Annotated in this window: 21 protein-coding genes; 12 read left to right on the top strand and 9 right to left on the bottom strand. The window is 74.5% G+C overall.

Annotation, left to right across the window (positions count from 1 at the left end; translation table 11 throughout):
• Nucleotides 1-62: 62 nt before the first annotated feature.
• Genes BN6_RS18190 through BN6_RS18175 form a run of 5 tightly spaced genes read left to right on the top strand, consistent with a single transcriptional unit; the run spans nt 63 to nt 3,531 of the window.
• Nucleotides 63-1,094: a Gfo/Idh/MocA family protein gene (locus tag BN6_RS18190; RefSeq protein WP_015101160.1), complete on the top strand. Its 1,032-nt coding sequence runs from the start codon at nt 63-65 to the stop codon at nt 1,092-1,094.
• A 13-nt stretch (nt 1,095-1,107) separates the two neighbouring features.
• Nucleotides 1,108-2,178, top strand: a complete 1,071-nt coding sequence (locus tag BN6_RS18185; RefSeq protein WP_231905332.1) for a sugar phosphate isomerase/epimerase family protein — start codon at nt 1,108-1,110, stop codon at nt 2,176-2,178.
• A complete protein-coding gene (locus BN6_RS46760) occupies nt 2,175-2,327 on the top strand; it encodes a hypothetical protein (RefSeq protein WP_158509404.1) in 153 nt (50 codons plus the stop codon). Before BN6_RS18185 ends, BN6_RS46760 begins: the two co-directional genes overlap by 4 nt.
• A complete protein-coding gene (locus BN6_RS18180) occupies nt 2,324-2,659 on the top strand; it encodes a hypothetical protein (RefSeq protein WP_063641817.1) in 336 nt (111 codons plus the stop codon). Before BN6_RS46760 ends, BN6_RS18180 begins: the two co-directional genes overlap by 4 nt.
• Nucleotides 2,656-3,531 carry a Gfo/Idh/MocA family protein gene (locus BN6_RS18175; RefSeq protein WP_041313159.1) on the top strand — a complete coding sequence of 292 codons (876 nt, stop codon included), beginning with the start codon at nt 2,656-2,658 and terminating at the stop codon, nt 3,529-3,531. The genes BN6_RS18180 and BN6_RS18175 overlap by 4 nt, the downstream gene beginning before the upstream one ends.
• Nucleotides 3,532-3,658: 127 nt before the next feature.
• On the opposite strand, the gene BN6_RS18170 is transcribed toward BN6_RS18175, so the two are convergent.
• Nucleotides 3,659-4,906 carry a nucleotide sugar dehydrogenase gene (locus BN6_RS18170; RefSeq protein ID WP_015101155.1) on the bottom strand — a complete coding sequence of 416 codons (1,248 nt, stop codon included), beginning with the start codon at nt 4,904-4,906 and terminating at the stop codon, nt 3,659-3,661.
• 521 nt (nt 4,907-5,427) lie between these two features.
• Nucleotides 5,428-6,252 (bottom strand): MBL fold metallo-hydrolase, encoded by an 825-nt coding sequence (locus tag BN6_RS18165; RefSeq protein WP_015101154.1) that lies wholly within the window; start codon nt 6,250-6,252, stop codon nt 5,428-5,430.
• 395 nt (nt 6,253-6,647) lie between these two features.
• Between BN6_RS18165 and BN6_RS18160 the strand changes: the two genes are divergently transcribed.
• The 5 genes from BN6_RS18160 to BN6_RS18140 are packed head-to-tail and all read left to right on the top strand — an operon-like array spanning nt 6,648 to nt 11,748.
• Nucleotides 6,648-7,742, top strand: coding sequence for an ABC transporter ATP-binding protein (locus BN6_RS18160; protein WP_041313156.1), 1,095 nt, complete (start codon nt 6,648-6,650; stop codon nt 7,740-7,742).
• A 9-nt stretch (nt 7,743-7,751) separates the two neighbouring features.
• Nucleotides 7,752-9,131 (top strand): ABC transporter substrate-binding protein, encoded by a 1,380-nt coding sequence (locus BN6_RS18155; RefSeq protein ID WP_015101152.1) that lies wholly within the window; start codon nt 7,752-7,754, stop codon nt 9,129-9,131.
• Between the two features lies 1 nt (nt 9,132).
• Nucleotides 9,133-9,960 carry a metallophosphoesterase gene (locus tag BN6_RS18150; protein ID WP_015101151.1) on the top strand — a complete coding sequence of 276 codons (828 nt, stop codon included), beginning with the start codon at nt 9,133-9,135 and terminating at the stop codon, nt 9,958-9,960.
• Nucleotides 9,960-10,898 (top strand): carbohydrate ABC transporter permease, encoded by a 939-nt coding sequence (locus tag BN6_RS18145; RefSeq protein WP_015101150.1) that lies wholly within the window; start codon nt 9,960-9,962, stop codon nt 10,896-10,898. Before BN6_RS18150 ends, BN6_RS18145 begins: the two co-directional genes overlap by 1 nt.
• A gap of 10 nt (nt 10,899-10,908) precedes the next feature.
• Entirely contained in the window at nt 10,909-11,748 is an 840-nt protein-coding gene (locus tag BN6_RS18140; RefSeq protein ID WP_015101149.1) for a carbohydrate ABC transporter permease, read from the top strand.
• Here the strand turns inward: BN6_RS18140 and BN6_RS50245 are convergent.
• The 6 genes from BN6_RS50245 to BN6_RS18105 form a co-directional block, all read right to left on the bottom strand.
• Nucleotides 11,741-12,358, bottom strand: coding sequence for an AMP-binding protein (locus tag BN6_RS50245; RefSeq protein WP_015101148.1), 618 nt, complete (start codon nt 12,356-12,358; stop codon nt 11,741-11,743). The genes BN6_RS18140 and BN6_RS50245 overlap by 8 nt on opposite strands.
• Nucleotides 12,359-12,732: 374 nt before the next feature.
• On the bottom strand, nt 12,733-13,281 hold the full coding sequence (locus tag BN6_RS42100; protein ID WP_148302918.1) for a hypothetical protein: 549 nt from the start codon (nt 13,279-13,281) through the stop codon (nt 12,733-12,735).
• 739 nt (nt 13,282-14,020) lie between these two features.
• The gene (locus BN6_RS18120) at nt 14,021-14,962 is read right to left on the bottom strand and encodes a LysR family transcriptional regulator (protein WP_015101146.1); all 942 of its coding nucleotides are present in this window, start codon (nt 14,960-14,962) and stop codon (nt 14,021-14,023) included.
• 95 nt (nt 14,963-15,057) lie between these two features.
• Nucleotides 15,058-15,678 (bottom strand): HAD-IA family hydrolase, encoded by a 621-nt coding sequence (locus BN6_RS18115; protein ID WP_197540284.1) that lies wholly within the window; start codon nt 15,676-15,678, stop codon nt 15,058-15,060.
• A gap of 114 nt (nt 15,679-15,792) precedes the next feature.
• Complete coding sequence (locus BN6_RS18110) at nt 15,793-16,101, bottom strand: hypothetical protein (RefSeq protein WP_148302917.1); 309 nt, start codon at nt 16,099-16,101, stop codon at nt 15,793-15,795.
• Between the two features lie 8 nt (nt 16,102-16,109).
• On the bottom strand, nt 16,110-16,790 hold the full coding sequence (locus tag BN6_RS18105) for a hypothetical protein (protein ID WP_148302916.1): 681 nt from the start codon (nt 16,788-16,790) through the stop codon (nt 16,110-16,112).
• A gap of 180 nt (nt 16,791-16,970) precedes the next feature.
• Here BN6_RS18105 and BN6_RS18100 point away from each other — a divergent pair, with 180 nt between their 5' ends.
• Nucleotides 16,971-17,213, top strand: coding sequence for a hypothetical protein (locus tag BN6_RS18100; protein ID WP_015101142.1), 243 nt, complete (start codon nt 16,971-16,973; stop codon nt 17,211-17,213).
• Between the two features lie 4 nt (nt 17,214-17,217).
• Here the strand turns inward: BN6_RS18100 and BN6_RS18095 are convergent, their stop codons facing one another.
• Nucleotides 17,218-19,764 carry a LuxR C-terminal-related transcriptional regulator gene (locus BN6_RS18095; protein WP_015101141.1) on the bottom strand — a complete coding sequence of 849 codons (2,547 nt, stop codon included), beginning with the start codon at nt 19,762-19,764 and terminating at the stop codon, nt 17,218-17,220.
• A gap of 368 nt (nt 19,765-20,132) precedes the next feature.
• Between BN6_RS18095 and BN6_RS18090 the strand changes: the two genes are divergently transcribed.
• Entirely contained in the window at nt 20,133-23,840 is a 3,708-nt protein-coding gene (locus tag BN6_RS18090; protein ID WP_015101140.1) for an nSTAND1 domain-containing NTPase, read from the top strand.
• The last annotated feature ends 10 nt before the right edge of the window (nt 23,841-23,850 follow it).

Here is a 23,850-nt window from a genome sequence, read left to right as displayed (position 1 = left end):
CGATCGAATTCGGTCGCTTTATTCGTACGCCTTGCGAACACACCGGACGAACCAGGGGCTCAATGGTGCGGACACTCGTCGTGGGACTCGGCCGGGCCGGCGCGGAGCTGCACCTCCCGGTGCTGGCCAGGGCACGGGCCGCGACCCGCCGGCTGTTCGCCGAGGAGCCGGTGGTCGCGTGCGACCCACGTCTGGTGCTGAGCGACCGGCCCGGCCTGGTGACGGTGACCAGCCTCGCCGAGGCCGCCGCACTGGTCGACCCGGCGGAGGCGGTGGCGCACGTGTGCACGCCGCCCACCGTGCGCACGGAGGTGATCGGCGAGCTGGCCGAGCGGGGGTTCCGCCACTTGATCGTGGAGAAGCCGCTGGCCGCCGACACCGACGACCTGGCCCGGATCATCCGGCTGCGGCGCAAGCACGGCCTGCGCATCGCGGTGGTCGAGCCGTGGCTGACCAGCGCGCTGACCGGGCGGCTGACCGACCTGGTGCGCGGCGGGACGCTGGGCGAGCCGAAGTCGATCGCGATCGTGCAGAACAAGCCGCGCTTCCGCCGCTCGATGACCCGGCCCAGCCACCCGACGGCGTTCGACGTGGAGCTGCCGCACGGCGTGGGCCTGGCGCTGCGCCTGGCCGGGAACGCCCGGGTCACCCACGCCGCCGGGTTCGACCTGGTCGTCGGGGACGTCGTGGTGCCCCGGATGGGCGGCGCGCGGGTCGGGCTGCGGCACAACAGCGGGGTGCGCACCGAGATCAGCTCGGACCTGACCTCGCCGGTCCGGGAGCGCCGGATCACGATGAAGTTCGAGCGGGGCACGGTGGTCGGGCACTTCGCGGTGAGCGCCGACGACGACCACTCCCAGCTCGCGGTGACCCGCAACGGCCACCGCGAGCACGAGGTGCTGCGCGACGACTCGCTGACCGAGTGGATGATCCGCGCCTACCAGCTCTTCCGGGGCGTCGGCGACCAGCACGCCCGGGGGTTCGCGTTCGCCACGGACGTGGTGCAGCTGCTGTCGGTGGCGAAGAACATCTGCGCCGAACCGGTCGTCCCGGCCGCCCGCGCGGAAGCCCCGGTGGTCGCCCATGCCCGCTGACCACCCACCGGCCGTGGGGACCCGACACCCGGGAACCCGGCACCACGCGTCCGCCGAGGGGACCCGCCCGACACCGACGGCACTCCCCGACGCACGCCGGCCGGCACCGCTCGGCCAGGTCGACGCCGGCGCGACCGCGCCACCCACCTCGGACCCCGCGCACGCGCACCACCTCCCACCAGGGGCGAGCCTCACCAGCCGGGCTCCGGCCACCGCGCCCGGTGACGGGCTCCAGCCGGCGGCGGCCGGGTCCGGGGCACCGGGGAGCGCGGGCGGGCCGGTGTTGGCGGGGATCACCGACGAGGCCGCGCCCGACCTGCCGGGTCAGCTCGCGGTGCTGGCCGAGCTGGGCTGGTCGGCGATCGAGCTGCGCAGCGTCGACACCGTGCCGGTCGCCGCGCTGAGCGACCGGCGGTTCACCGAGGTCGCCAAGACCCTGTCCGACCACGGCGTGCGCGCGGTCTGCCTGGCGTCCGGGATCGGCGGCTGGGCGCGGCCGGTGTCCACGCCGTTCGAGCACGACCTCGCCGAGTTCGACACGCTCGCGCGGCGCTGCGGCGAGCTGGGCACCCGGTACATCCGGATCATGTCCTACCCGAACTCCGGCCTGCCCGAGACCCGTTGGCGGGACCGGGTGGTCGCCCGGATCGGCGTGCTCGCCGAAGCCGCCGAGACCGCCGGGGTGGTGCTGCTGCACGAGAACTGCTCGGGGTGGGCGGGCACCAGCGCGGAGCGGGCGCTGGAGCTGCTCGACGCGGTGCGCAGCCCGGCGCTCAAGCTCCTGTTCGACACCGGCAACGGCGTGGCGCACGGCTACGACGGGCTCGCGCTGCTGGAGAAGGTCTTGCCGCACGTGGTCCACGTGCACGTCAAGGACGCGGTCGGCGGCCGCTTCGTCGCACCGGGGCAGGGTGCCGCGAGGGTCGCCGACTGCGTGAAACTCTTGCGGGACAACGGTTATCAGGGCACTTGGTCGCTCGAACCACACGTCTCGCTGGTCCCGCACCAGGCCGGTGCACTGGCCGCGGGCGCGCCGGCGGCGTTCGTCGCGGCGGGTCGGGCGATGGCCCGCCTGCTGCGATGACCCCAGCCGACCGCGACCTGCTGCTGGGGCTGCCGTGGACCCCATCAACGCGCACCCGCGGCGAGCGCGCCGACGTCGGGGAACTCGACCGGTTCTCCGCCGTGGTGCGCGACCTCGTCGTGCGGTTCGCCCGCAACGGAGGAACATGACCGCCGTAGTGCCCCACCCGCCCCTGTCGGCCGCCGCCGGCGGAGCGCTCGCCGAGCGGGGCGCGCCGGTGGTCGCCCCGAACCTTCGGCGGCCGAAGTCCGCCGGCGACGCGCACCGGCTGTTCCCGGTGCCACTGCGCTGCCCGCCGATGGGCGAGCGCCACCAGGCGACCTACCCCGGCCCACCGGAGGACGAGCGCCGCCCGGTCACCCGACACTGCGGTGCGGAGGACGAGCGGGCCGGGTGGCGGCGAGTGCGCGGTGTGCCGCTGCCCGACGATCAGGACGCGGAGCTGCGCGTGCTCGCGGCGGACCTGCGGGCCGTCGGGTGATCCGGGTCGGGCTGGTCGGGCTGGGTCTGGTCTCCCGGTACTACCTGGCCGCGATCGACCGTTCCGCCGACTTCGAGCTGGTCGCGGTGTGCGACGTGGACCGGGACGCGCTGGCCGGCCACGGCGTGCGCGACTACCTGCACCACCGGGCGATGCTCGCCGACGGCGGACTGGACGCGGTGGTGGTGACCGCGCCGAACGACGCGCACGCGCTGATCGGCCGGGACGTGCTCGACGCCGGGCTGCCGCTGTGCGTGGAGAAGCCGCTGGCCACCACCCTGTCCGACGGGATGGGGCTGGCCACCCGCGGCGGCCTGGTGTTCACCGCGTTCCACCGCCGCTACAACGACAACGTCCTGGACCTGCGTGAGCGGCTGGCGTCCGCCCCGCCGATCGAGTCGCTGACCGTGCGCTACCTGGAGTGCATGGAGGACCACGTCGGCCGGGATCGCCGGCACTTGGACGTGGCGCGCAGCGGCGGCGGGTGCGTGGCCGGCAACGGGCCCAACGCGCTGGACCTGGCCCGGCTGTTCCTCGGGCCGCTGACGTTCGAGTCGGCGAAGATCGTCCGGGACGCCGACGGCGTGGACCGGCAGGCGCTGCTGCACGTGCGGGGGTCAGCGCCGGCCACCGTCGAGCTGGACTGGTCGTTCCCGGGCGAGACCAAGGACGTCGAGGTGCGGCTGGTCGACGGCACCGTGCTGCGCGCCGACCTGCTGGCCGGTCACCGGGAGTTCAGGGGGTCGCTGTGGCACGAGTACGAGGGCGTGCTGGCCGACTTCGCCCGGGTGGTCCGGGTCGGCGGTCGGCCGGACGGCGGCCTGGCCGCGCTGTCCCTGGTGGACGAGGCGTACCGGAGGGAACACGCGTGATGCGCTGAACCCGGCACCGGCTCGGCCGACCCGGCGAAGGGGTCCTGAGATCGCCGGGCCCCTTCGCCGGGTCGGTCAGCGCGGCAGTTCTGAGGTCCGGCTGCCGAGGCGGTGGGACTCCGGGGAACTACAGGCGCTGGATCTCCCCTCCGGGCACGCGTCCCGTGACGTCGAGCAGGAGCCGTGCGTTCCGGGCCAGGTGGCCCAGGTCGTACTCGCGGTGCGGGACGAGCAGGACGGTGGCGTCCGACTCGCGCAGCGCGGCGTCCAGGTCCGGGACGGGCGGGCCGAGTTGCGGCACGTCGCCCGCGACCGGGTCGTGGTAGGCGATCCGGGCGCCGAGCGCGGTCAGCCCGGCGGCGATCCGGAGCGCGGCCGATTCCCGGGTGTCGGGCACGTCGGCCTTGTAGGTGACGCCCAGCAGCAGCACGCTCGCCCCGGCCACGGGTTTGCCGTCGCCGACCAGCAGCCGCCCCACCCGGTCCACCAGGTAGCCGGGCATGTTCCGGTCGACCTCGCGGGCCGCCTCCACGACCGTCAGGCGCGCGCCCTCGCGGCGCGCCTTGTCCAGCAGGTAGCGGGGGTCGATGGGGATGCAGTGGCCGCCGACGCCCGCGCCGGGGGTGAACGGCGCGAAGCCGAACGGCTTGGTCGCCGCGCAGTGCAGCACGTCCCACACGTCCAGGCCCAACTGGTCGCAGAACACCGCCATCTCGTTGACCAGCGCGATGTTCACGTAGCGGTAGGTGTTCTCCAGCAGCTTGGCCATCTCGGCCTCGCGGGTGCCCCGGGCCACCACGACGGTCTCCACGAACCGGCCGTAGAACGCGGCGCAGTGCTTGGCGCACAACGGGGTGTGCCCGCTGACCACCTTCGGTGTGTTGCGGATGCCGTGCCGCCGGTTGCCCGGGTCGATCCGCTCGGGCGAGTAGGCCAGCGGGAAGTCCTCGCCGGCGACCAGGCCGTGCCGCTCCAGGATGGGCCGCACCACCTCGTCCGTGGTGCCGGGGAAGCTGGTGGACTCCAGGACCACCAGCGTGCCGGGGCGCAGGTGGTCGGAGACGGTCGCGGTCGCGGCGCGCACGGCGGACAGGTCGGGCCGGCCGTCCGGGCCGAGCCCGGTGGGCACGCAGATGACGACGGTGTCGGCCGAGGCGATCGCGGCCGGGTCGGTGGTGGCGCGGAAACCGGTGGCCAGCATCGCCTTGAGCTGCGCCGGGGTGACGTCCGGGACGTGCGAGAGGCCCGCTTCGAGACGGTCCCGGACCGTCGGCGAGATGTCGTATCCGATGACCGACAGGCCCGCGGCACTGGCCGCGGCCGCCAGGGGAAGTCCAACGTAGCCGACTCCCACGACGACGAGATCGACGGACACGTGCGCCCTTTCCACCGCATCGGTATGTGTTGTGTCCCATGACTTCTTCAGGCGCGGAACGGGGCTTTCGCAGGCGGTACGCGCATACCTGCCGCAGTATCACGTCGCCCTCCGGGGTTTCCGGGGACCGAGACCTCCCCGGCCCCGGCGACCTCGCCGGCCACCGGGTCCAGCGGAACGGTCGGCGCGGTGGCGGCGCGCGCACCGGGCGGGACCGTGGTGAAGCGTTTCATCCCAAACCTCCACAGGGGGCAGCGAGCCGGAGAAGCACATCGCTCTCCGCAAGCTAACAGTCACCCTGCGCTAAAAGGAGGGACAGCTCGGAACACCACTCGCGCAGGTTGCCGCCCCCTCACGAGGTTCATCCGGATGGCAGCGGACGACCTTCCGACGGTGGTCCTTCGTGGTTGCACGTGCACGAATTCACAAGGTCGAGGGATCCCGGCCCGCAGACTTCCGCGATCCTGCGGACACGGCGAACGCACGGCGTGACTACAACCGGCGAAGCCGCACAACTGCGGTCACTCGCTGCGACCTGGGTCGCGGACGGCGAGGGTCATCCCCGGCTCGGCGAGCGTGACCGGACCGGCGAACTCCCGGGACGCCGCCCCGGCCAGACCGCTGAGCCAGTCCGGCTCGACGGACGCGAAGTGGGTCAGCACGAGCCGCCCGACGCCCGCCCGCGCCGCCGCGCGGCCCGCGTCCGCACCGGACAGGTGACCGTGCGCGGTGACGTCGCTGCGCGTCAGCGTCGCCTCGGCGAGCAGCACGTCCGCGCCCGCCGCCAGCTCCGCCAGCACGGGCGTGGGCCCGGTGTCGCCGGTGTAGGCCAGCGAACCGCCCGCGGAGGTCAAGCGGATGCCGCAGTTGGGCTGCACGTGCCGCAGCTCGCGCAGCTCCGCCGTGCAGTCGCCGACCGTGAACCGGTCGCCTGGCCGGTACTCCCGGACGTCGAAGGCCACCTCGAAAGCCTTGTCCAGCAACGGCATCGTGGTCACCGGGAACAGCGCCGACCAGCGCCGGAACAGCTCCCGCGCGCCGCCCGGGACGTAGAGCGGCACCGGGCGGAACGTCTCGGCGTCGGCCGCCGGCCCACCGGGCACCTCGACCAGCCGGGTGAGCAGCGACTTGCCGATCGGCAGCAGGTCGTAGCAGTGGTCGGAGTGGAAGTGGCTGATCACCACCGCGTCCAGCCCCCACGGCGGCAGGTGCGCGCCGAGTGCGGTCGCGGTGCCGGGCCCGCAGTCCAGCAGCACCCGTGCGCCGGGCGTGCGGACCAGGTAGCCGGAGCTGGGCTGACCGTCGGCGGGCATTCCGGCCCGGCAACCGAGAACGGTGAGCAGCATGGGGGTTCTCCTCCGCGACGCGCCGGGACGTGCACACGGCCAGGGAGTCGAGCCGGGCTGCCCACGTCGGCAAGTCGCACTTGTCGGTTGGGGTCAGTAGTCCCAGACGAGGCGCGCGCGCCGCGTCCGCAATGGACCTGTGGACGGCGACGGTGCGGCCGCTGTAGGACGGCCATCCGGGGCCCGGCTGGGGACGTCCTGCACGACGAGCGGGATCCAGGCGGTCGGTGTCGTCACGGGCGGCCTTCTTCGTGGTGTCTGCCTTCGCGGAGTCGGCCGCCAGCTTGGCGCAGGCCACGCCCACGTCCCAGGCGTACGCGCGCACTCGACTCGGCCGATCGGCACTGCCTATCGACCGCCAGGGGCACCCGTGTCGACTGCTGGACTCACCTCCCGTGAGCCGAATCCAGATCGACGGCGCGACCAAGCGGTTCGGCGCGGTCACCGCCGTAGACGAAGTCACCCTCGACGTCAGCCACGGCGACTTCCTCGTCCTGCTCGGCCCGAGCGGCTGCGGCAAGTCCACGCTGCTGCGGATGATCGCGGGCCTGGCCCCGCCGACCTCGGGCCGAATCTCCCTGGACGGCCGGGACATCACCCACACCCCGCCGCGCGACCGCGACCTGGCCATGGTGTTCCAGAGCTACGCGCTCTACCCGCACCTGACCGTGGCGCGCAACATCGGGTTCCCGCTGCGGGCGCGCGGCCGGGCCAAGAGCGCCATCGCCGGCAAGGTCGCCGAGGTGGCCGCCGTGCTGGGCCTCGACGAGCTGCTCGACCGCCGGCCCCGCGAGCTGTCCGGCGGGCAGCGGCAACGGGTGGCGCTGGGCCGGGCGCTGGTGCGCGACCCCGGCGCGTTCCTGATGGACGAGCCGCTGTCCAACCTCGACGCCAAGCTCCGCACCGCCACCCGCGCCGAGCTGACCGACCTGCACCGCGCGCTGGGCTCCACGTTCGTCTACGTCACGCACGACCAGGTGGAGGCCATGACGATGGCCACCCGGATCGCGCTGGTGAACCGGGGCCGGCTGGAGCAGGTCGGCACCCCCGAGCAGGTCTACGACGAGCCCGCGTCGGTGTTCGTCGCCGGGTTCCTGGGCTCGCCGCCGATGAACCTGGTCGACGCGACCCTGGTCGCCCGGGACGGCGAGCTGCACGTGCAGGCCCCGGACGTGGCCGTGCCGCTCGGGATCGCCGGCGACCTGCCGGCGCGGGACGTGGTGCTCGGCATCCGCCCCGAGCACCTCAAGCCCGGCGGGTCCCTGGTGCGCGGCGTGGTGCGCGTGGTGGAGAACCTGGGCAGCGAGGAAGTCGCCCACCTCCTGGTCGGCGACGCGCGGGTGTGCCTGCGCGGCCCCCGCCCGCTGGGCCTGGCGGCCGGCGACGCCGTGGGCCTGACGTGCGCCCCCGAGCACGTCCACCTGTTCGACCGGACCAGCGGACGCCGCCTGGTCCGGCAGCCCTCCCCCGTCTCCCCCGCCGTCGTTTAGGAGCACCCCGTGAACAAGACACGCCTCCTGGCGCCCCTCGTGGTCGCCGCGCTCGCCCTGTCCGGGTGCGGAGGACTCGGCAGCACCGCCACCGCCCCGAGCGGCACCACCGCGTCCCGGATTCCCGAGCTGGCAGCGGACCAGCAGGTGCAGATCGTGTTCGAGAGCTACAACTTCGGCCAGGCCGGGGCGTGGACCGACACGTTCACCGAGCTGATCGGCAAGTTCCGGCAGAAGTTCCCCCACATCGAGGTGACCGCGCAGAAGCCGCAGGGCAACAGCCCGAACCCGGCGGCGGACACCATTTCCAGCGTGCAGAGCCAACTGGCCACCGGCACCCCGCCGGACGTGGCGCAGCTGGGCTTCAGCGACCTGGACTTCACCGTGCACGGCCTGGCCGCCAAGCCGCTGGACGACCTGGTCGGCAAGGATGCGGTGCAGAAGAACTTCGACGGCGCGAAGCACCCGTACGCGCCGACCGCGCGCACCCTGGGCGACTGGGAGGGCAAGACCTACGGCGTGCCGTTCGTGTTCTCCACCCCGGTCCTGTACTACAACGCCACCCTGTTCGGGCAGGCCGGGCTCGACGCCGCCGCGCCGCCCAAGACCTGGGAGCAGGTCAGGGAAGCGGCGCTGGCGATCAAGGACAAGACCGGCAAGGACGGCGTCTACGTCGACTGCCTGACCAAGCTCGCCAAGGACTGGTGCCTGCAGAGCCTGGTCCGCTCCAACGGCGGCCGGGTCCTGTCCGAGGACCGCAAGTCGCTGACCTTCGCCGACGAGCCGGCGGTCAAGGCCGTCGCCATGGCCCAGGACCTGGTGGGCTCCGGCGCGCACCCGAAGCTCAGCCAGCAGCAGGGCTACGAGGCGTTCGCCCGCGGCGAGATCGGCATGATCCTGGAGACCAGCGCCATCCAGGGCACGTTCCTCAAGGGCGCCAAGGACAGGTGGGACCTGCGCGCGACCACCTCGCCGGGCTTCGGCAGCCGGCAGGTGATCCCGACCAACTCCGGCGCGTCGCTGTTCCTGCTGTCCGCCGACCCCGCCAAGCAGCGCGCGGGCTGGGAGCTGATCAAGTTCCTGACCAGCGAGGACGCCTACACCCTGATCTCGTCCAAGATCGGCTACCTGCCGCTGCGCACCGGCCTGGTCGAGGACCCCGCCGGGTTGCGGGAGTGGGCCGGCAAGAACCCGCTGATCAAGCCGAACCTCGACCAGCTGGCCGCGATGGAGCCGTGGACCTCGTTCCCCGGCAACAACTACCTGCAGATCCGCGACGGCATGATGGAGGCGGTGGAGAAGGTCGTGTTCCAGGGCGCGGACCCGGCCTCGACCCTCAAGGCGCAGCAGGAGCAAGGCTCGAAGCTGCTGCCGAACGGCGGCAAGTGAGGTGACCCCCGAGCTGACCCTGGTGCAGTTCAGCGACACCCACCTGGTTCGAGAGGGGGAGCTGACGCACGGCGCGGTCGACACGCTCGCGAACCTGGAGGCGGCCGCCGACGCGGTGGCCACCTCCGGCGCGGTCGTGTCCGGCCTGCTGCTGACCGGCGACCTGGCCGACGACGGCGCGCCCGGGGCGTACCGCCGGTTGCGGGCCGTGATCGAGCCCCTGGCCGCGCGGCTGGGCGCGAAAGTCCTCTACGCCATGGGAAACCACGACTCGCGGCCGGTGTTCGAAGCCGAGCTGGGAGTGTCGCCGTACTCGGTGCACCGGTTCGGCGGCGTCCGGGTCGTCGTGCTGGACAGCAGCGTCCCCGGCCGCCACGACGGCCGGCTGGACCCGGAGCAGTTGGCGTGGCTGCGCGCCGAACTCGCCACGCCCGCGCCGGGCGGGACCGTCCTGGCGCTGCACCACCCGCCGCTGCCCTCGCCGCACCCGACCGTGCACCTGTTGCGGCTCAAGAACTCCGACGCGCTGGGCGCGGTGATCGAGGGCACCGACGTGCGGCTGATCACCACCGGGCACGCGCACCACGCCGCAGCCGGGTCGCTGGCGGGGGTGCCGGTGTGGGTCTCGCCCGCGCTCGCCTACCGGGTCGAGGCACTGTCGCCGCGCGGCCGGCTGCGCGGGCTCGCCGACACCGGGTTCTCCCGGATCGACCTGGTGGACGGGCGGTTCGTGGTCACGGCGGTGCCGCTGCTGTCCTCACCCGTGGTGTACGACCGGGACGCCGCCGAGATGACCCGGTTCATCGCCGACCTGACGCCGGAGGCGTGATGTTCGTCGAAGTGCCCGCGCCCCCGTCCGGGCCCGGCCTGCCGGCGGCGAAACCGCCATGGGCGCGGCGGATCGTGCGGACCGCGCCGCCGTACCTCTACCTCGCGCCGGCGTTGGTGCTGCTGGTCATCTGGACCTACCGGCCACTCGTGCAGACCGCGCAGCTCTCGTTCCACTCGTGGAACCTGTTGCCCACCACTCCGATGGCACCGGTCGGGCTCGGGAACTACGAGCGCCTGCTCGACCTGCCGGAACTGGGCGACTCGGTGTGGCGCACGGTGCTGGTGATCGTCGGGCTGCTGCCGTTCTCCGTGGGGATCCCGGTGCTGGTCGGGCTGCTCACCCGGCACGTGCGAGGCCGGGCGAGGACGGTCTACCAGGCAGTGGTCTTCGCGCCGATGCTGGTCGCCCCGGTGGCCAGTGCGGCGGTGTGGCAGTGGCTGCTCGCGCCGCGCGCGGGCGCGGTCAACCGGGTGCTCGGCTCGACCACGAACTGGTTGCAGGAGAGCGGACCCGCGCAGGTCGTGATCATCCTCATCACCGGGTGGCACGTGCTGGGGTTCGCGGTGCTGATCGTCGCGGCCGGCCTGGCCGGGATCAGCGGTGACTACGGCGAGGCCGCGGCGCTCGACGGCGCGACCCGGTGGCAGACCACCCGGTGGATCACCCTGCCGCTGCTGTCGCCGACCCTGGTGTTCCTGACCCTGATGACCGTCCTGCTGTCCGCGCAGTGGACGTTCCCGCTGATCGAGACGCTCACCCAGGGCGGTCCGGCCGACGCCACCACCAACCTCTACTACCTGTTGTGGGACTTCGGGTTCCGCAGCTACGACGCCGGGCTGAGCGCGTCGGCCGGGATGCTGCTGTTCGTGGCGTTCGCGCTTATCGCCGCCGGCCTGGTGCGGCTGTCCGACCGACTCACTTTCCACGACAACTGAGGAGTCCACAGTGGATGCTGCACTGGACGAACCGGTGGGCGGCACGTCGCGGTGGCGCGCCGCGCGCGGGCACGCGCTGCTCGGCGCGCTGGGCGTGCTGTGCGTGTTCCCGATCTACTGGCTGTACGCCACTTCGCTGCGTGCGCCCGACGACGTGCTGTCGCTGTCGCTGTTCCCGTGGCCCTTGTCGTTGGACAACTACGCGGACGCGGCGGCGAAGGTCGATGTAGGCCGCCTGCTGGTGAACACGACCGTGGTCGCGATCGTGACCGCGATCGGGCAGTTGCTGACGGGCCTGCTGGCGGCGTACGCGTTCGCGGCGTGGAAGTTCCCGTTCCAACGGGTGCTGTACCTGGCGTTCATCGGCACGTGGCTGGTGCCGTTCCAAGTCACCATGCTGCCCAACTACGTGCTGCTGTTCCAGATGGGCCTGCTGAACACGCTGGCCGGCGTGATCGTGCCGACGCTGTGCTCCGGTTTGGCCGTGCTCATGCTGCGCCAGCACCTCGACAGCTTCCCCAAGGAGCTGCTGGAGGCGTCGGCGATGGACGGCCGGTCGTCGTGGGCCACGCTGTGGACCGTGGTGGTGCCGAACCTGCGGCCCGCGCTGGCCGCGTTGACGATCCTGCTGTTCGTCAACGCGTGGAACGAGTACTTCTGGCCGGCCATGGTGCTCCAACGGGCCAACTCGGTGCTACAACTGGGCTTGCGCAGCTTCATGGGCACCGAGGGCAACGACTGGGGGCCGCTGATGGCCGTCGCCGGGCTGGCCTGCCTCCCGGTGTTCGCGCTGTACCTGTTCTTGCAACGGCACATCGTCAACGCCTTCGTCCGCTCGGGCATCAAGTAGCGACGACCGGACGCGACGGCCGCGCCTTCGGGCAGCGGCGGCTGAAGTACCGCCAGCCGGGCGGCGTCCACCCGGGGGATCGACACCGGGCCGGCCGCCGTGGCCGTGGCAGTGTCCGGTTGCGGCCGACCGGTCCACCCGGTTGCACCTTCGGTACGGTCACCAGGTGGCGCAGCCCGGCGGTGCTGATGATCCGCCGGGTGCGCCGGACGTAGCTTTCCTGGTCGCGCAGCCCCATCGGCAGTGGCAACGGGCAGGCCGCCGCACCGATCCGACTCGCCGCCAGTACGCCTTGCGGGAACGCGGTGTTGTTCTGGCACAGTACGCCGACGACGTCCGGCGCGCCGGCGGCGACCAGGGCGCCCGCCATTCGCGTCGAGGTGCCGCGCAGTTCGCGGTAGGTGATCCGATCCTCTTGCCGGGGAACGCGACGATCTGATGGGTTCGCGAGGTGCCCTGGCGTCGCCTCGCGTAGGCGCTGATCCACTTGGCACGCAACGGATGCGCCATTTCGATACCAGGGCAACGCGCGTCGACTCTGCCGGGCCCGCGCCACGCCCCGCCCACCGCGCCGGTCGACTTCCAGCAGAGCGGTTTCGGCGTGAACCATTGTGCGACCAAGAGGTCACGCACCACCAGAGCCGGTCGCCCGATCGTCGTCGCTTGAAGGATGGCGGCGGCCGGCGAAACCCGGAACCCGTACCTCTCCTATCACCGACGAGTTCGGCATTCCGCACGATCTCGTACACGGTGGTCGCCGGCAGGGTCACGGCGAACGGCCGTGCCGGCGAACGGCCGTGCCGGCGCTCGCCCGCCTGAGCGCACCCGGGAAGGCGGTGGCACAACACAGCGGGTCCACAGTGGACGACAGGCCCAGACCATGGTGGAGCTGTTCGCGCATCGCGCCGATCCCTGAACGTCCGCCCACGACCACCGTGCACGGCGAAAGTGAGCGTGCCGGAGCGGGGCGGTGCCCGCTCCGGTTCAGTTCGAGGGCGTCTGGAAGACCACCATGGGCACCTGCGGGCGCGGCTTGGGCGGCCCGGTGGGCTGCTCGACCACCTGCTGGTCGGACGACTGCACGCCAGAAGAGGGGAAACCGGAAGCGGGGACACCGGAGGACGGGGTTCCGGACGGGGCGGCCGACCGGTCCGACGTCGGGGCCTCGAACGAGGCGGCCCACGCCTTGGAGTCCTCCGCGCTCTCGGTAGCCGAGCGGCGACCGTCCGAGGTCTGCACGGCCGCGTCCCACACCGCGTCGGCCCGGTCGTCGGCCGCGGCGGGCGCGTCCAGCGCGGTCGCCCAGGCGTCGTCGGCCCGGTCGGAGACCACCTCGGCCGCCGTCGCGGGCGGGGGTTCCACGACGAGCTGCTGCTGCACCCGGGTGATCCAGAGCAGCCACATGGCCTCGTCGCGGTGGCCCCGGAACTCCGCCTTCAACCCCGACAACGCGCCCCGCACCCTGGCCCTGAGCACCTGGTCGTCACGCACCGCCGCCCACACGGCACGCGTTGTGCCGTCCGTGACGCGCACGTGCGCTCGCACCTGTTCGCCCAACTCGTCCGCTGAAAGCGCGGACCAAGTGGTGACGATTCTCCGGCCACTGATCATGCCGCACATCCTGTCCGATCGACGCGCCCGATGCCGCGTCGACACGAAGTAACAAATATCTCGTGTCGGCGGGTTTCCGGCGGTGCCCGATTGGGACCACGACTGTCAACGCCCGGTTCCCGCGGGCATCGGCAGTCCCAACTCCTCTTGCCTCAGTTTGAGGGTCGAGTTCGGATCGGCCCCTTCGCAGACCACTTTCTCGACTGCCTCCATCATGCCATCCCGGATTCGCGCGCGGTCACGGCCGGGGAAGGAACCCACGCTTCCCGGTCCAGCCGACCACTCCGAGTCCGGTCTGATCAGCGGGTTCGCCCGGCCGGTCGCCCACACCGGCCGGTTGGCCGACCGAGCAGTCCGACCACGCCCCGGACGAACGCCTGGCAGCCTCCGGCCCGCCCCGGTATGCTCGACACCGTAAGCCGTGCCGCACGACGTCGCGGCCGTCCCGGCCATCCAGTTGGCACCCCGACGCCGGAGATCGTGTTCACCGGAGCGCTCCCGGGGTTTCCAGGAATCGGGTGTGCTGCTGCACCGGCCGGAAATCGGGGGTCGAGCACCCGATCCGGGAATAGGGCGGTGGTGGCCACTCCGGAACCGCCGATCCGGGTTTCGGACAGCACCCGGCAGGTCGCACTCCGTCAGCATCGGGGTCCCGCAGCGCCTATCGTGCCGCCTCCACCGGTCGGCGCCGTTCTCCGGGCGCGTGGAACGGGCGGGCGGCGTCCAGGCAGTCCAGGAACGCCTCCACCAGCGGGGTGTGGTCGTCGGTGCGCCACACCGCGTACAGCTCGATCATCGGGACCGGGTCGTAGAGCTGGACGACCACCGGCCGCACCCCCAGCGCGGACGACCCGGCGGACAGCCCGCGTGACATCGACGCGAAGCCGACCAGCGGCTTGACCGAGACCACGATGGCCGTGGCGCTCGGGTCGTCCACGGTGTAGGCCACGTTGAGCGCGATGCCGGACCGCTGCGCCGCGGCCAGGATCGCGTCGTACATCGCCGGGCACTGCTCCCGGTCGAACAGGATGCACGACTGGTGGGCCAGCTCGGCGAACGGCACGCCCGGCCGACCGGCCCACCTGTGGCCCTGGCCGACCACCGCGACCATCGGCACCTGGAGCAGCCGGCGGTACTGGAACTCCGAGGTCGCCGGTCTGCCGTAGACCAGGGCGACGTCGAGGGTGCCGGCCGCGAGCTCGGCGAGCTGCGGGCCGGTGCGCTTCTCCCACAGGCCGACCGTGACGTCCGGGTGGTCGCTGGTCATCTTGGCCAGCGTGGTGGGCAGGATGTGCTGGCCCGCCGGGAAGTTGTACCCGACGTTCACCGTGCCGGTGCGCCCGGCGGCGGCCTCCCGCGCGGTGTGCGCGGCTTTCCGGACCTGGGTGACGATGGTGCGGGCCTGGGTCTCGAACGCCCGGCCCGCCGGGGTCAGCCGCACCTCGTGCGAGGTGCGCGCCACCAGCTCGACGCCCAGGCTCCGTTCCAGGCGCTGCAACTGCTGGCTGAGCGAGGGTTGGGTGAGGTGCAGCTTCGCCGCCGCGCGGCCGAAGTGCAGCTCGTCGGCGATGGCGAGGAACGATTGCAGGTGCCGGAACTCCATCACGAGACTCCACACGCGAGAGGTGGTGGCCGATCCTGCTCGCGCCGGGCGAATTCCAGGTGAACCGCGACTGGAGCCGGCTCGGCGGGCGGACGTCAGCCCAGCGCTCCGCGCACCCTGCCCAGCGTGTCGGCGTTGTCGGTGTGCCGGATCGCCGTCCAACCGCGCTCGCGCGCCGCGGCGCAGTTCACCTCCAGGTCGTCGACCAGCAGGCACTCGGCCGGCGTGGCGGCGAACGCCCGTTCCGCCAGCGCGTAGACCTCGGGCTGTGGTTTGCGCACCCCGACCTGGTGCGAGTTGACCACCCGGTCGAACCCGACGCCGGCCGGGATCATCGCGGCCCGGTGCGGTGCCCACTCGGCGATGGTGTTGGTCAGCAGGCCCAGCGGCCGGCCACCGGCGGCCCGGACCAGGCCGTCGTAGAGCTCCCGGTTGAACACCCGCCCGGCGTGCCAGTGCGCGCCCAGCTCGCCCAGGTCCACCCGCGACACGTGCGGCCGCAGCTCGGCGTCGACCAGCCGGCCCCACTCGTGCTGGGTGATCAGCCCGAGTTCCAGCGCCTCCAATGGCCCGCGCGAACCCGCGACCCGTTCGATCGCCCCCAGCAGCGCCTCGACCGGCACGCCGGCCGCCGCCGCGACCCTCGCCAGATCCTCTTCGACCGGGGGCGTGAGCACGCCGCCGAAGTCGGTCCACACGACCCGAATCCCCGCCACGGCCCCATTCGTAGCACGCCCCGGCGTGCCGTCGGCCCGGCGCGGGCAGGTTCCTATCGGCCGATTCCCCCGCCCGTGCGCGCCCGAGGCTGTCGTGGGCGCGCACGGGCGGGGTCACCCGGCGGACACCCCCAGCGCGCCCGCCGGCGCGGTGGACGCCAGGTCGACGTCCACCTGGTCCGGAGCGGAGAAGCCCTCCCCTGCCGCTGGTGCGGCGGGGCGGCGTACGGGGAGTGCGGCGAGCAACGCCGCAGTGCGATCTTCCCGTCGGGGGACGACGGGAAGGGCGTTCCCCCGGACCACTCCGGACGCGGCGAGGGCGCGCGCGACGGTGTCGGACGTCCGGTCCTGGTCGCCGTGGGCGGTGACGCCCGCGCGGTGCGCCGAAGCCACCGCGTCGGGGTGTCCCAGGGCGCCGGACACGTCGTGGATCACGCGATGCCCGCCAGTTCGCGGCGCAGCGTGCCGTGCGCGCGGACGTGGTCGATCAGCGCCGTGCGCTTCCAGCCGTTGCGGCGGATCGCGGGCTCCGGGAGGTCGAGCTTGCGCACCAGGTAGTCGATGTGGGCGTCGACCGCGCGCGGGCTCATCCGCAGCCGGGCCGCGATGTCCGCCGACGTCGGCGTGAACGTCCCGGCGCTGCCGCACAGCGCGGCGAGCACGGCGTAGTAGCGGGCGTCCGGGTCCAGGCGCGGCACCTCCGGCCGGATCGCCGGGCAGCCCGGCGACCTCGGCACCGGCCGCGTGGCGGCGGCGAACACCGTCACCGACCGCCCGCCCGGCTGCCGGGTCGGGGTCACCAGCGCCATGTCCAACCCGAACGGCCGCCGCTCGCCGGGCCGCACCGCGACCGCCTCGGCGGGGCCGTCGACGTCGGCGACGAACAGCGGTTCCCGGTCGGACAGGTTCGCCAGCCACCACACCGCGCCGTCGGCGTCCACCGCGCCCCGGAACTCCTCGACCCGCGCGCCCGGCACGACCCGGATCGGGAGGTCCCACCGGCACCGGCCGCACCCGCAGGTGCCGAACGTCCTCGTGCCGCCGGCCGGAACCTCGACCCGTCGCGGGCTGCGGCCTCGTTCCACCGGGCCCTGCACCGTCACACCAGTCACCGCGCTGTCCCCCATCGAGCCGGTGGCCGGCCACCGGCGGTCCCGTCCACCGTCGCGCCGCCGGGCGGATACCGGAATGGGCACAACTACCCACCGCCGACCGGGACCCCGGGGCGGCCCGGGTTATCCGCACCGCCACCGCGCCGCACGCTGGTCGCCGGGAGGGACCTGGTCGCCGCGATGTCGGCGACCCGCGAGTCCGGCGCGGCGTGCCCGCCGCCGCCACCCGCCTGCCTCGAACGGGTGCCGGCGGTCGCGGCGACCGCCGCGCCGGACCTCTTCCCCGGACCCGGCAAACCGTGGAGGACGGCCATGTTCGAAGATCACGACGACCGGCTGCACGCGGTGGTGCGCGACCGCGAGGAGCAGTACTCGATCTCGGTGTGGACCGACCCGCGGCCCAAGAGCCTGCGGGTCGGGTGACGGGTCAGCAGCCGACCGGGCTGGGTGCGTCGTCGAGCAGGCCGAGGGACTGGGCGCGCAACACGGTGGCCAGCCGGTCGGCGGTGCCCAGCTTGCGGTAGAGGTGTTGCAGGTGCCGGTGCACGGTGCGCGGCGAGATGTCCATCCGGCGGGCGATCGCCTCGGCCGTGAGGCCCTGCGCCAGCACCGCCAGGACGGAGCGCTCGCGGTCGGTCAGGCCGTGCTCGGCGATGGGGGCCCAACTGCCGGCGACGCGTTCGAACAGGCCGGCCTCGCACCCGTCGAGGAGGTCCCGGGCCCGGTCGCGCTCGGCGCGCGCCTGGCGCGGCGAGCCCGCGACGTGGTGCAGCGCCGACGCCATCAGCCGCGCCCGGCCGGCGTGCACGCGGTTGCCGATCCGCTCGAACGACTCGGCGGCCAGGGTGGCCTCACCGGCCGCGGCTTCCGGGTCGGTCCGGCGCAGCGCGCCCACCTGGGCCAGGTGCGCGTAGCCCCGGCGCAGGTCGGCGGGCAGCCGGCGGGCCAGGTCGCCGGCCCGCTCGGCCCACCTCGCGGCGTCGGGCACCCGGTGCCGCGCGCCCTCGGCCAGCGCGACCAGGCTGCACCACTCGACGGCGGCGAGCGGGTCGGCGGGCGGCACGTCGACCGCGAGCAGGTGCGCGGCGCACCGGTCGGGGTCGTCGGCGTGCAGGTGGGCCAGCGCGAGCGCCACGTGCGCGCGGCTCTCGACGCCCTCGGTGACGGCCCGCTCGGCGAGCCGCAGCCCCTCGTCGGCCTCGCCGCGCCACACCGCGATCCGGGCCAGGCCCGCCAGCGGCAGGCACGCGGACGTTCCGGCCAGTGCGGCGGCCTCGGCGGCGTCGGTGAAGCACTCCTGCGCCTCGACCAGCCGGCCCAGCCGCTCCAGCGCCTCGCCCCGGGCGAGCCACAGGTGCGGCAGCAGGTCGTCGCGGTCGGTGGTGCGGGCCGCCCGGATCGCCCGGTCCAGGTGCCCGACGGCGGCGGGCAGGCGTTCCAGGGTGGTCTCGGCGCGGCCCAGCCACAGCAGGGACTCCAGCGGGCAGTCGGCCAGCCGGTCGGCGAGCGCCGCGGCCTCGTCGAGCAGCGCCGGGTGGTAGGGCGGTTTGCCCAGCCGGACGCCCAGCGCCAGCGACAGCACGGCGTCGTCGCCGACCTCGCGGGCGGCGGCGAGCACCTCGTCGGCGCGCCGCGCGGGCACCGACCGGTCGGCGGCCAGGCCGAGTTCGCCCAGCAGCCGGCCGCGCCGCCCGCCCGGGTCGTGCAGCAGCCGGCGCAGCAGGTCGCCGGCTGCCGAGTGCCGGCCGCAGGCCCGTTGCGCCAGCGCGCCGCGCAGCGCGATCTCCGCCCGGTCCGCCGGCCGGGCCGCCAGCACCGCCCGCACGGCGGCCAGGTGCTCGTCGGGGCGGCCGGCGGCACGGGCCGCCGCGGCCAACCGCCGCAGCAGCCGCAGCCGGTCCGGGTCGTCGGTGCGGGGTGTCAGGCGCAACGCCTCGACCAGCCAGTGCGCGGCGATCGCGGGCGCGACGCCGGCGGCCGCGTCGGCGGCGCGGACCAGTTCGGCCACCGCGGCGCGGTCACCGACGCGGGCGGCGCGGGCCACCTGGTAAGCGCGGACCGCGATCGGCGCGTCCTCGTCGCGCAACGCCTGCGCGGCGCGGGCGTGGGCGGCCCGCCGCCACTCGGCGTCCGCGCCGTCGTAGACGCTCTGCCGCACGCGTTCCCGCCGGTAGCCCAGGTCGCCGCCGTCGACGCCGAGCACGCCCCGGCTCGCCAACCGGACCAGGGCGGCCCGGGTCTCGTGCAGGGTCGTCCCGGCCACGGCCGCGACCAGTCGCGGTTCGGCGTCGCCGAGCACCGCCACCGCCTGGGCGACCCGCAGGTCACCCGGCGCGATCGTGGTGGTGTCCGGTGCGACCGGGGCCAGGCCGATCTCCTCGGCGTCGCCGAACGCGGCCGGGCAGGCGTCCGGGACGTGCGCGGCGACCACCGACAGGCGCACCCCCGGCGGGTGGCGCAGCAGGTGGCCGAGCAGTTCCAGTGAGCCCGCGTCGGCCAGGTGCGCGTCGTCCAGCAGCACCAGCAGCCCTGCCGGGCGGCCCACCGAAGCGACCAGGTCGCCGACCGTGCGGTAGAGCCGGTGGCGTTCGGCGGAGGGCAGCGCGGACCGGCCCCGGCCCGGTCCCAGGAACGAGTGGAACACCGCGCGCAGCAGCAGGAGCGCGGTGCGCGCGGCCGGGGTGGGCCCGTCGGCGGGCGGGCGCAGCGAGTCGCGCAGCGCCCCGAACGGGACCATCCGGCCGGTGTCGGTGCCCCGGGCGGCGAGCACCGGCACGCCGCCCAGGCGGGCCCGCCGGGCGAACTCGCCGAGCAGCCGCGACTTGCCCGCGCCGGTCCCCCCGACCACGCGCACCCGTCGCGGCCCGCCGCCCGGCTCGGGCAGGTCCGCCACCCGGTCCGCGACCCGGTCCGCGCCCCGGCCCGCCACCTGGTCCGCCACAGCGCGCACTCCGACCTGTTCCCCAGTGGTCATCGCTCCTCCACCGGCAAGGAGGGGCGCGGCCGGGCGACGGATACCGGGGGCGGCTGATCGATCGCTAAGCGGCGTCGCGGTGGGCCGGCCCCAGCCGGCGCCGCCAGCAGGACGCGCACCCGCTGCGCCGGTCCGAGGTCGCCCGCCGGTCGGAGTTCTTGCGCCGGTCGGAGTTCCCGGGGCGGGGCGGGGTACTGGGGCAGCGGGGTTTCACCGGTCGGGTCACGCGGACCTCCCTGATCACGCCCGCCGCGGTCCGGCCGGGCTGTCGAGGCCATCCCAGACGGTCCCGGTTGTTCGGTGTCGACGGCTGGACGGTGAACAACAAGCTCTGGACAATGATCTCGACCACGAGGGGGAATCGACCGGTGGCTCGGCGTGAACGCCCGTTGGCGGACGGGGACGGACCACTGCTGTCGTTCGCGGCGGACCTGCGCCGGCTCCGGGAGGAGGCGGGCGGACCGACCTACCGGGAGCTCGGCACGCGGGCGCACTACTCGGCGGCGACGCTGTCGGACGCGGCGGGCGGGCGCAAGCTGCCCACGCTCGCCGTCACGCAGGGCTACGTCCGGGCGTGCGGCGGCGACGTGGACGCGTGGACCGAGCGGTGGCACCGGGTGGCCGCGGCGCTGGCTCCCCCGCCCGAGGACGACCCGGACGACGGGCCGTACGTGGGCCTGGGGACGTTCCAGCCCGAGGACGCCGACCGGTTCTTCGGCCGCGACCGGCTGCTCGGCGAACTGCGCGACCGGCTGGAGCGGCGGTCGGCGGTGGCCGTGTTCGGCGCGTCCGGCGCGGGCAAGTCGTCGCTGCTGCGGGCCGGCCTGGTCGCGGGCGAGGACGGCCCGGTGGTGCTGTTCACGCCCGGCGCGCGGCCGTGGGAGGAGTGCGCGGTGCGGCTGGCCCGGCTCGGTCTGGGCTCCCCCGGGTCCCTGCTGGCCGAGCTGGCCGACCCGCGCGGCCTGCTGCGGCTGGTGCGCCGGCTGGACCGGCCGCTGGTCGTGGTCGACCAGTTCGAGGAGGTGTTCACGCTGTGCGCGAACCGGCGGGAGCGCTCCGGGTTCATCACCGGCCTGGTCACCGCCGCCGAGCACGCCCGGGTCGTGCTGGGGGTGCGGGCCGACTTCTACTCCCACTGCACGGCCAGCCCCGAGCTGGCCGACGTGCTGCGGGACGGCACGCTGGTGGTCGGCCCGATGACCACCGACGAGCTGCGCGAGGCGATCACCCGGCCCGCCGCGCAGGCCGGGTGCGCGGTGGAGGGCGCGCTGGTGTCCCGGCTGGTGGGCGATGCCGGCGGCCAGGCCGGCGCGCTGCCGCTGGTGTCGCACGCGCTGCGCGAGACGTGGCGGCGGCGGCGCGGGAACACCCTCGCGCTGACCGGCTACGAGGCGGTGGGCGGGTTGGACCGGGCCGTGGCCAACACCGCCGAGGCGGCCTACACCGCGCTCGAACCCGGCCGCCGGGAGCTGGTCCGGCAGGTGTTCCTGCGGCTGACCGCCCTGGGCGAGGGCACCGAGGACACCAAGCGGCGGGTGGCCCGCGCGGAGCTGGCCGACCCGGAGGTGGCCGCCGTGGTCGAGCACCTGACCCGGGCCCGGCTGCTCACCGCCGGCCGGGACACCGTGGAGATCAGCCACGAGGCGCTGCTGCGCTCGTGGCCCCGGCTGCGCGGCTGGCTGGTCGAGGACCGCGACGGCGTGCGGCTGCACCGCGGCCTGACCGAGGCGACCGGGACGTGGCTGGCGCACGACCGCGACCCCGGTTCGCTGCTGCGCGGCTCGCGGCTGGCCGCCGCCCGGGACTGGGCGGCCGGGGGCGGTGATCTGCTCAGCGCCCGTGAGCGGGAGTTCCTGCGGGTCAGCGCCGAACAGGCCGACCGGGAGCGGGTCGTCGAGTCGCGGCGGTCCCGGCGGCTGCGCCGGCTGGTCGCGGTGCTCAGCGTCCTGCTGCTGGTCGCGGCCGGTGCGACCGGGTTCGCGGTGACCGCCGAGCAGCGGGCGGCCGAGCAGCGCGACGTGGCGCGGTCGCAGAAGGCGGCGGCGGACGCGGTCGCGCTGCACCCGGCGAACCCGGCGCTGGCCGCGCAGGTGGGCCTCGCCGCCTACCGGCTCGCGCCGACCGTGGAGGCGCGCAGCGCGTTGCTGGGCGCGTACGCCGCGCCGTTCGCGACGGCGTTGCGGCTCAAGGTCAACGCGGTGGCCTACACCCGCGACGGCACCCGGATGGCGACCGGTGGCGACGACCGGACGGTGCGGCTGTGGGACGTCACCGAGCCGCTGCGGCCGGTCGGGACGGCGGAGCTGGCCGACCAGCCCGACGACGTCGAGTCGCTGGCGTTCAGCCCCGGCGGGGGCCTGCTGGTCGCCTCGCACTACGACGGCCAGGTGCGGATCTGGAACCTGGAGAACCCCCGCGAACCCGTGTTGCTGACCGGGTTCGCCGCCCACGAAGACCCGATCTACCAGGCGGAACTCAGCCCGGACGGCACGCTGCTGGCCACCTCGGGCGCGGCCGGCCGGGTGCGGCTGTGGGACGTCCGGGCACCGCGCCGGCCGGCCGCGCTCGGCGAGTTCACCGGGCACGAGGGCATCGTGTGGCGGGTGGCGTTCAGCCCTGACGGGGCTCGGCTGGCCACCGCCGCCGAGGACGGCACGGCCCGGCTGTGGCGGGTGGCCGACCGCGTCGAACTCGCCCGGATCGACGCGCACGCCGGGCCCGTGCGGTCACTCGCGTTCAGCCCGGACGGGGTCCGGCTGGTGACGGCGGGCGCGGACCACACCGCGCGGCTGTGGGACGTGACCGGGCCGCCCCGGGCGTTGGGCGTGCTCGCCGGGCACAGCGGCGAGGTGCAGACGGTGGCGTTCAGCCCGGACAACCGGACCGTGGCCACCGCCGGGTGGGACTACGCGACCAAGGTCTGGGACACCTCCGCGCCGGACCGGCCGGTGCTGCTCAACACGATCACCGGGCACACCGACACGGTCTACTCGGTGACGTTCTCGCCGGACGGGCACGTGCTCGCCTCCGCCGCCGACGACGGGACCGCGCTGTTCACCGAGGTGCCCGGCCCGGTGCTGGGCGGGCCGCCGTCGTGGTCGGCGACGTTCGCGCCGGACGGCCGGCACGTCGTCGTGGGCGGCGAGGACCACACCGCCCGGCTGTGGGACGTGCGCAACCCGCGCCGGCCGGTGCCGGGACCGGTGCTGGCCGACGCGACCGCCCCGGTGAAGTCGACCGTGTTCGGCCCGGACGGGCGGTTCGTCGCGGCCGGCGGCATCGACGGGACGATCGCGTACTACGACACCTCCGACCCGGCGCACCCCCGGCGGGTCACCACGGTCGCGCACGACGCGAGCGTGCGCTCGGTGGCGTTCGCCCCGCAGGGCGGGCTGCTGGCGACCGCCGGCGACGACTTCACCGTGCGGCTGTGGGACCTCGCCGACCTGCGCCCGCTGGGCGTGCTGCGCAGCGAGGGCGACGAGGGCATCCACGCCACCGCCGTCAGCCCGGACGGCCGGGTCGTCGCGGGGGTGATGAACCACCGGATCCGGCTGTGGGACGTCACCGACCCGCGCGGACCGGCCCGGCTGGCCGACCTGGACGGGCACACCGACCGGGCGACGTCGGTCGCGTTCAGCCCGGACGGCCGGACCGTGGCCACCGGGTCGCTGGACCGGACCGCGCGGCTGTGGGACGTGACCGACCCGCGCGCACCCCGGCAGCGGGCGGTGCTCGCCGGGCACAGCGGGGTGGTCCAGTCGGTCGCGTTCGCCCCGGACGGCCGGAGCCTGGCCACGGCCGGGTTCGACCGCACCGCGCGGCTGTGGGACCTCACCGGGGCCGAGCCGGGCGCGGTCGCCGTGCTCGCCGTGCACACCGACCGGGTGTACTCGGTCGCGTTCCACGGCCGGACCCTGGTCACCGCCGGCGAGGACGGGTCGGCGCGGCTGTGGGACGTCGACCCCGAGTCGGTGGCGGGCTGGGTGTGCGCGGCGGCCCGGCCCCGGATCACCGAATCGGAGTGGGAGCGGTACTTCCCCGGCTCGGCGTACGCACCGCCCTGCCCTGCGTGAGCGCGATCCG

It is taken from the genome of Saccharothrix espanaensis DSM 44229, from assembly GCF_000328705.1.
Taxonomy (GTDB): Bacteria; Actinomycetota; Actinomycetes; order Mycobacteriales; family Pseudonocardiaceae; genus Actinosynnema; species Actinosynnema espanaense.
Note: the sequence above shows the minus strand (reverse complement) of the source record. Positions and strands in the feature narration are given on the sequence as shown.

What these genes read in the sequence shown, in the direction of transcription:
- BN6_RS18180 (WP_063641817.1), top strand. Translation starts at nt 2,324, where the DNA reads ATGACCGCCGTAGTGCCCCACCCGCCCCTGTCGGCCGCCGCCGGCGGA.
- BN6_RS50245 (WP_015101148.1), bottom strand. Translation starts at nt 12,358, where the DNA reads ATGGTTCACGCCGAAACCGCTCTGCTGGAAGTCGACCGGCGCGGTGGG.
- BN6_RS18120 (WP_015101146.1), bottom strand. Translation starts at nt 14,962, where the DNA reads ATGGAGTTCCGGCACCTGCAATCGTTCCTCGCCATCGCCGACGAGCTG.
- BN6_RS18165 (WP_015101154.1), bottom strand. Translation starts at nt 6,252, where the DNA reads ATGCTGCTCACCGTTCTCGGTTGCCGGGCCGGAATGCCCGCCGACGGT.
- BN6_RS18100 (WP_015101142.1), top strand. Translation starts at nt 16,971, where the DNA reads ATGTCGGCGACCCGCGAGTCCGGCGCGGCGTGCCCGCCGCCGCCACCC.
- BN6_RS18190 (WP_015101160.1), top strand. Translation starts at nt 63, where the DNA reads ATGGTGCGGACACTCGTCGTGGGACTCGGCCGGGCCGGCGCGGAGCTG.
- BN6_RS46760 (WP_158509404.1), top strand. Translation starts at nt 2,175, where the DNA reads ATGACCCCAGCCGACCGCGACCTGCTGCTGGGGCTGCCGTGGACCCCA.
- BN6_RS18145 (WP_015101150.1), top strand. Translation starts at nt 9,960, where the DNA reads ATGTTCGTCGAAGTGCCCGCGCCCCCGTCCGGGCCCGGCCTGCCGGCG.
- BN6_RS18095 (WP_015101141.1), bottom strand. Translation starts at nt 19,764, where the DNA reads ATGACCACTGGGGAACAGGTCGGAGTGCGCGCTGTGGCGGACCAGGTG.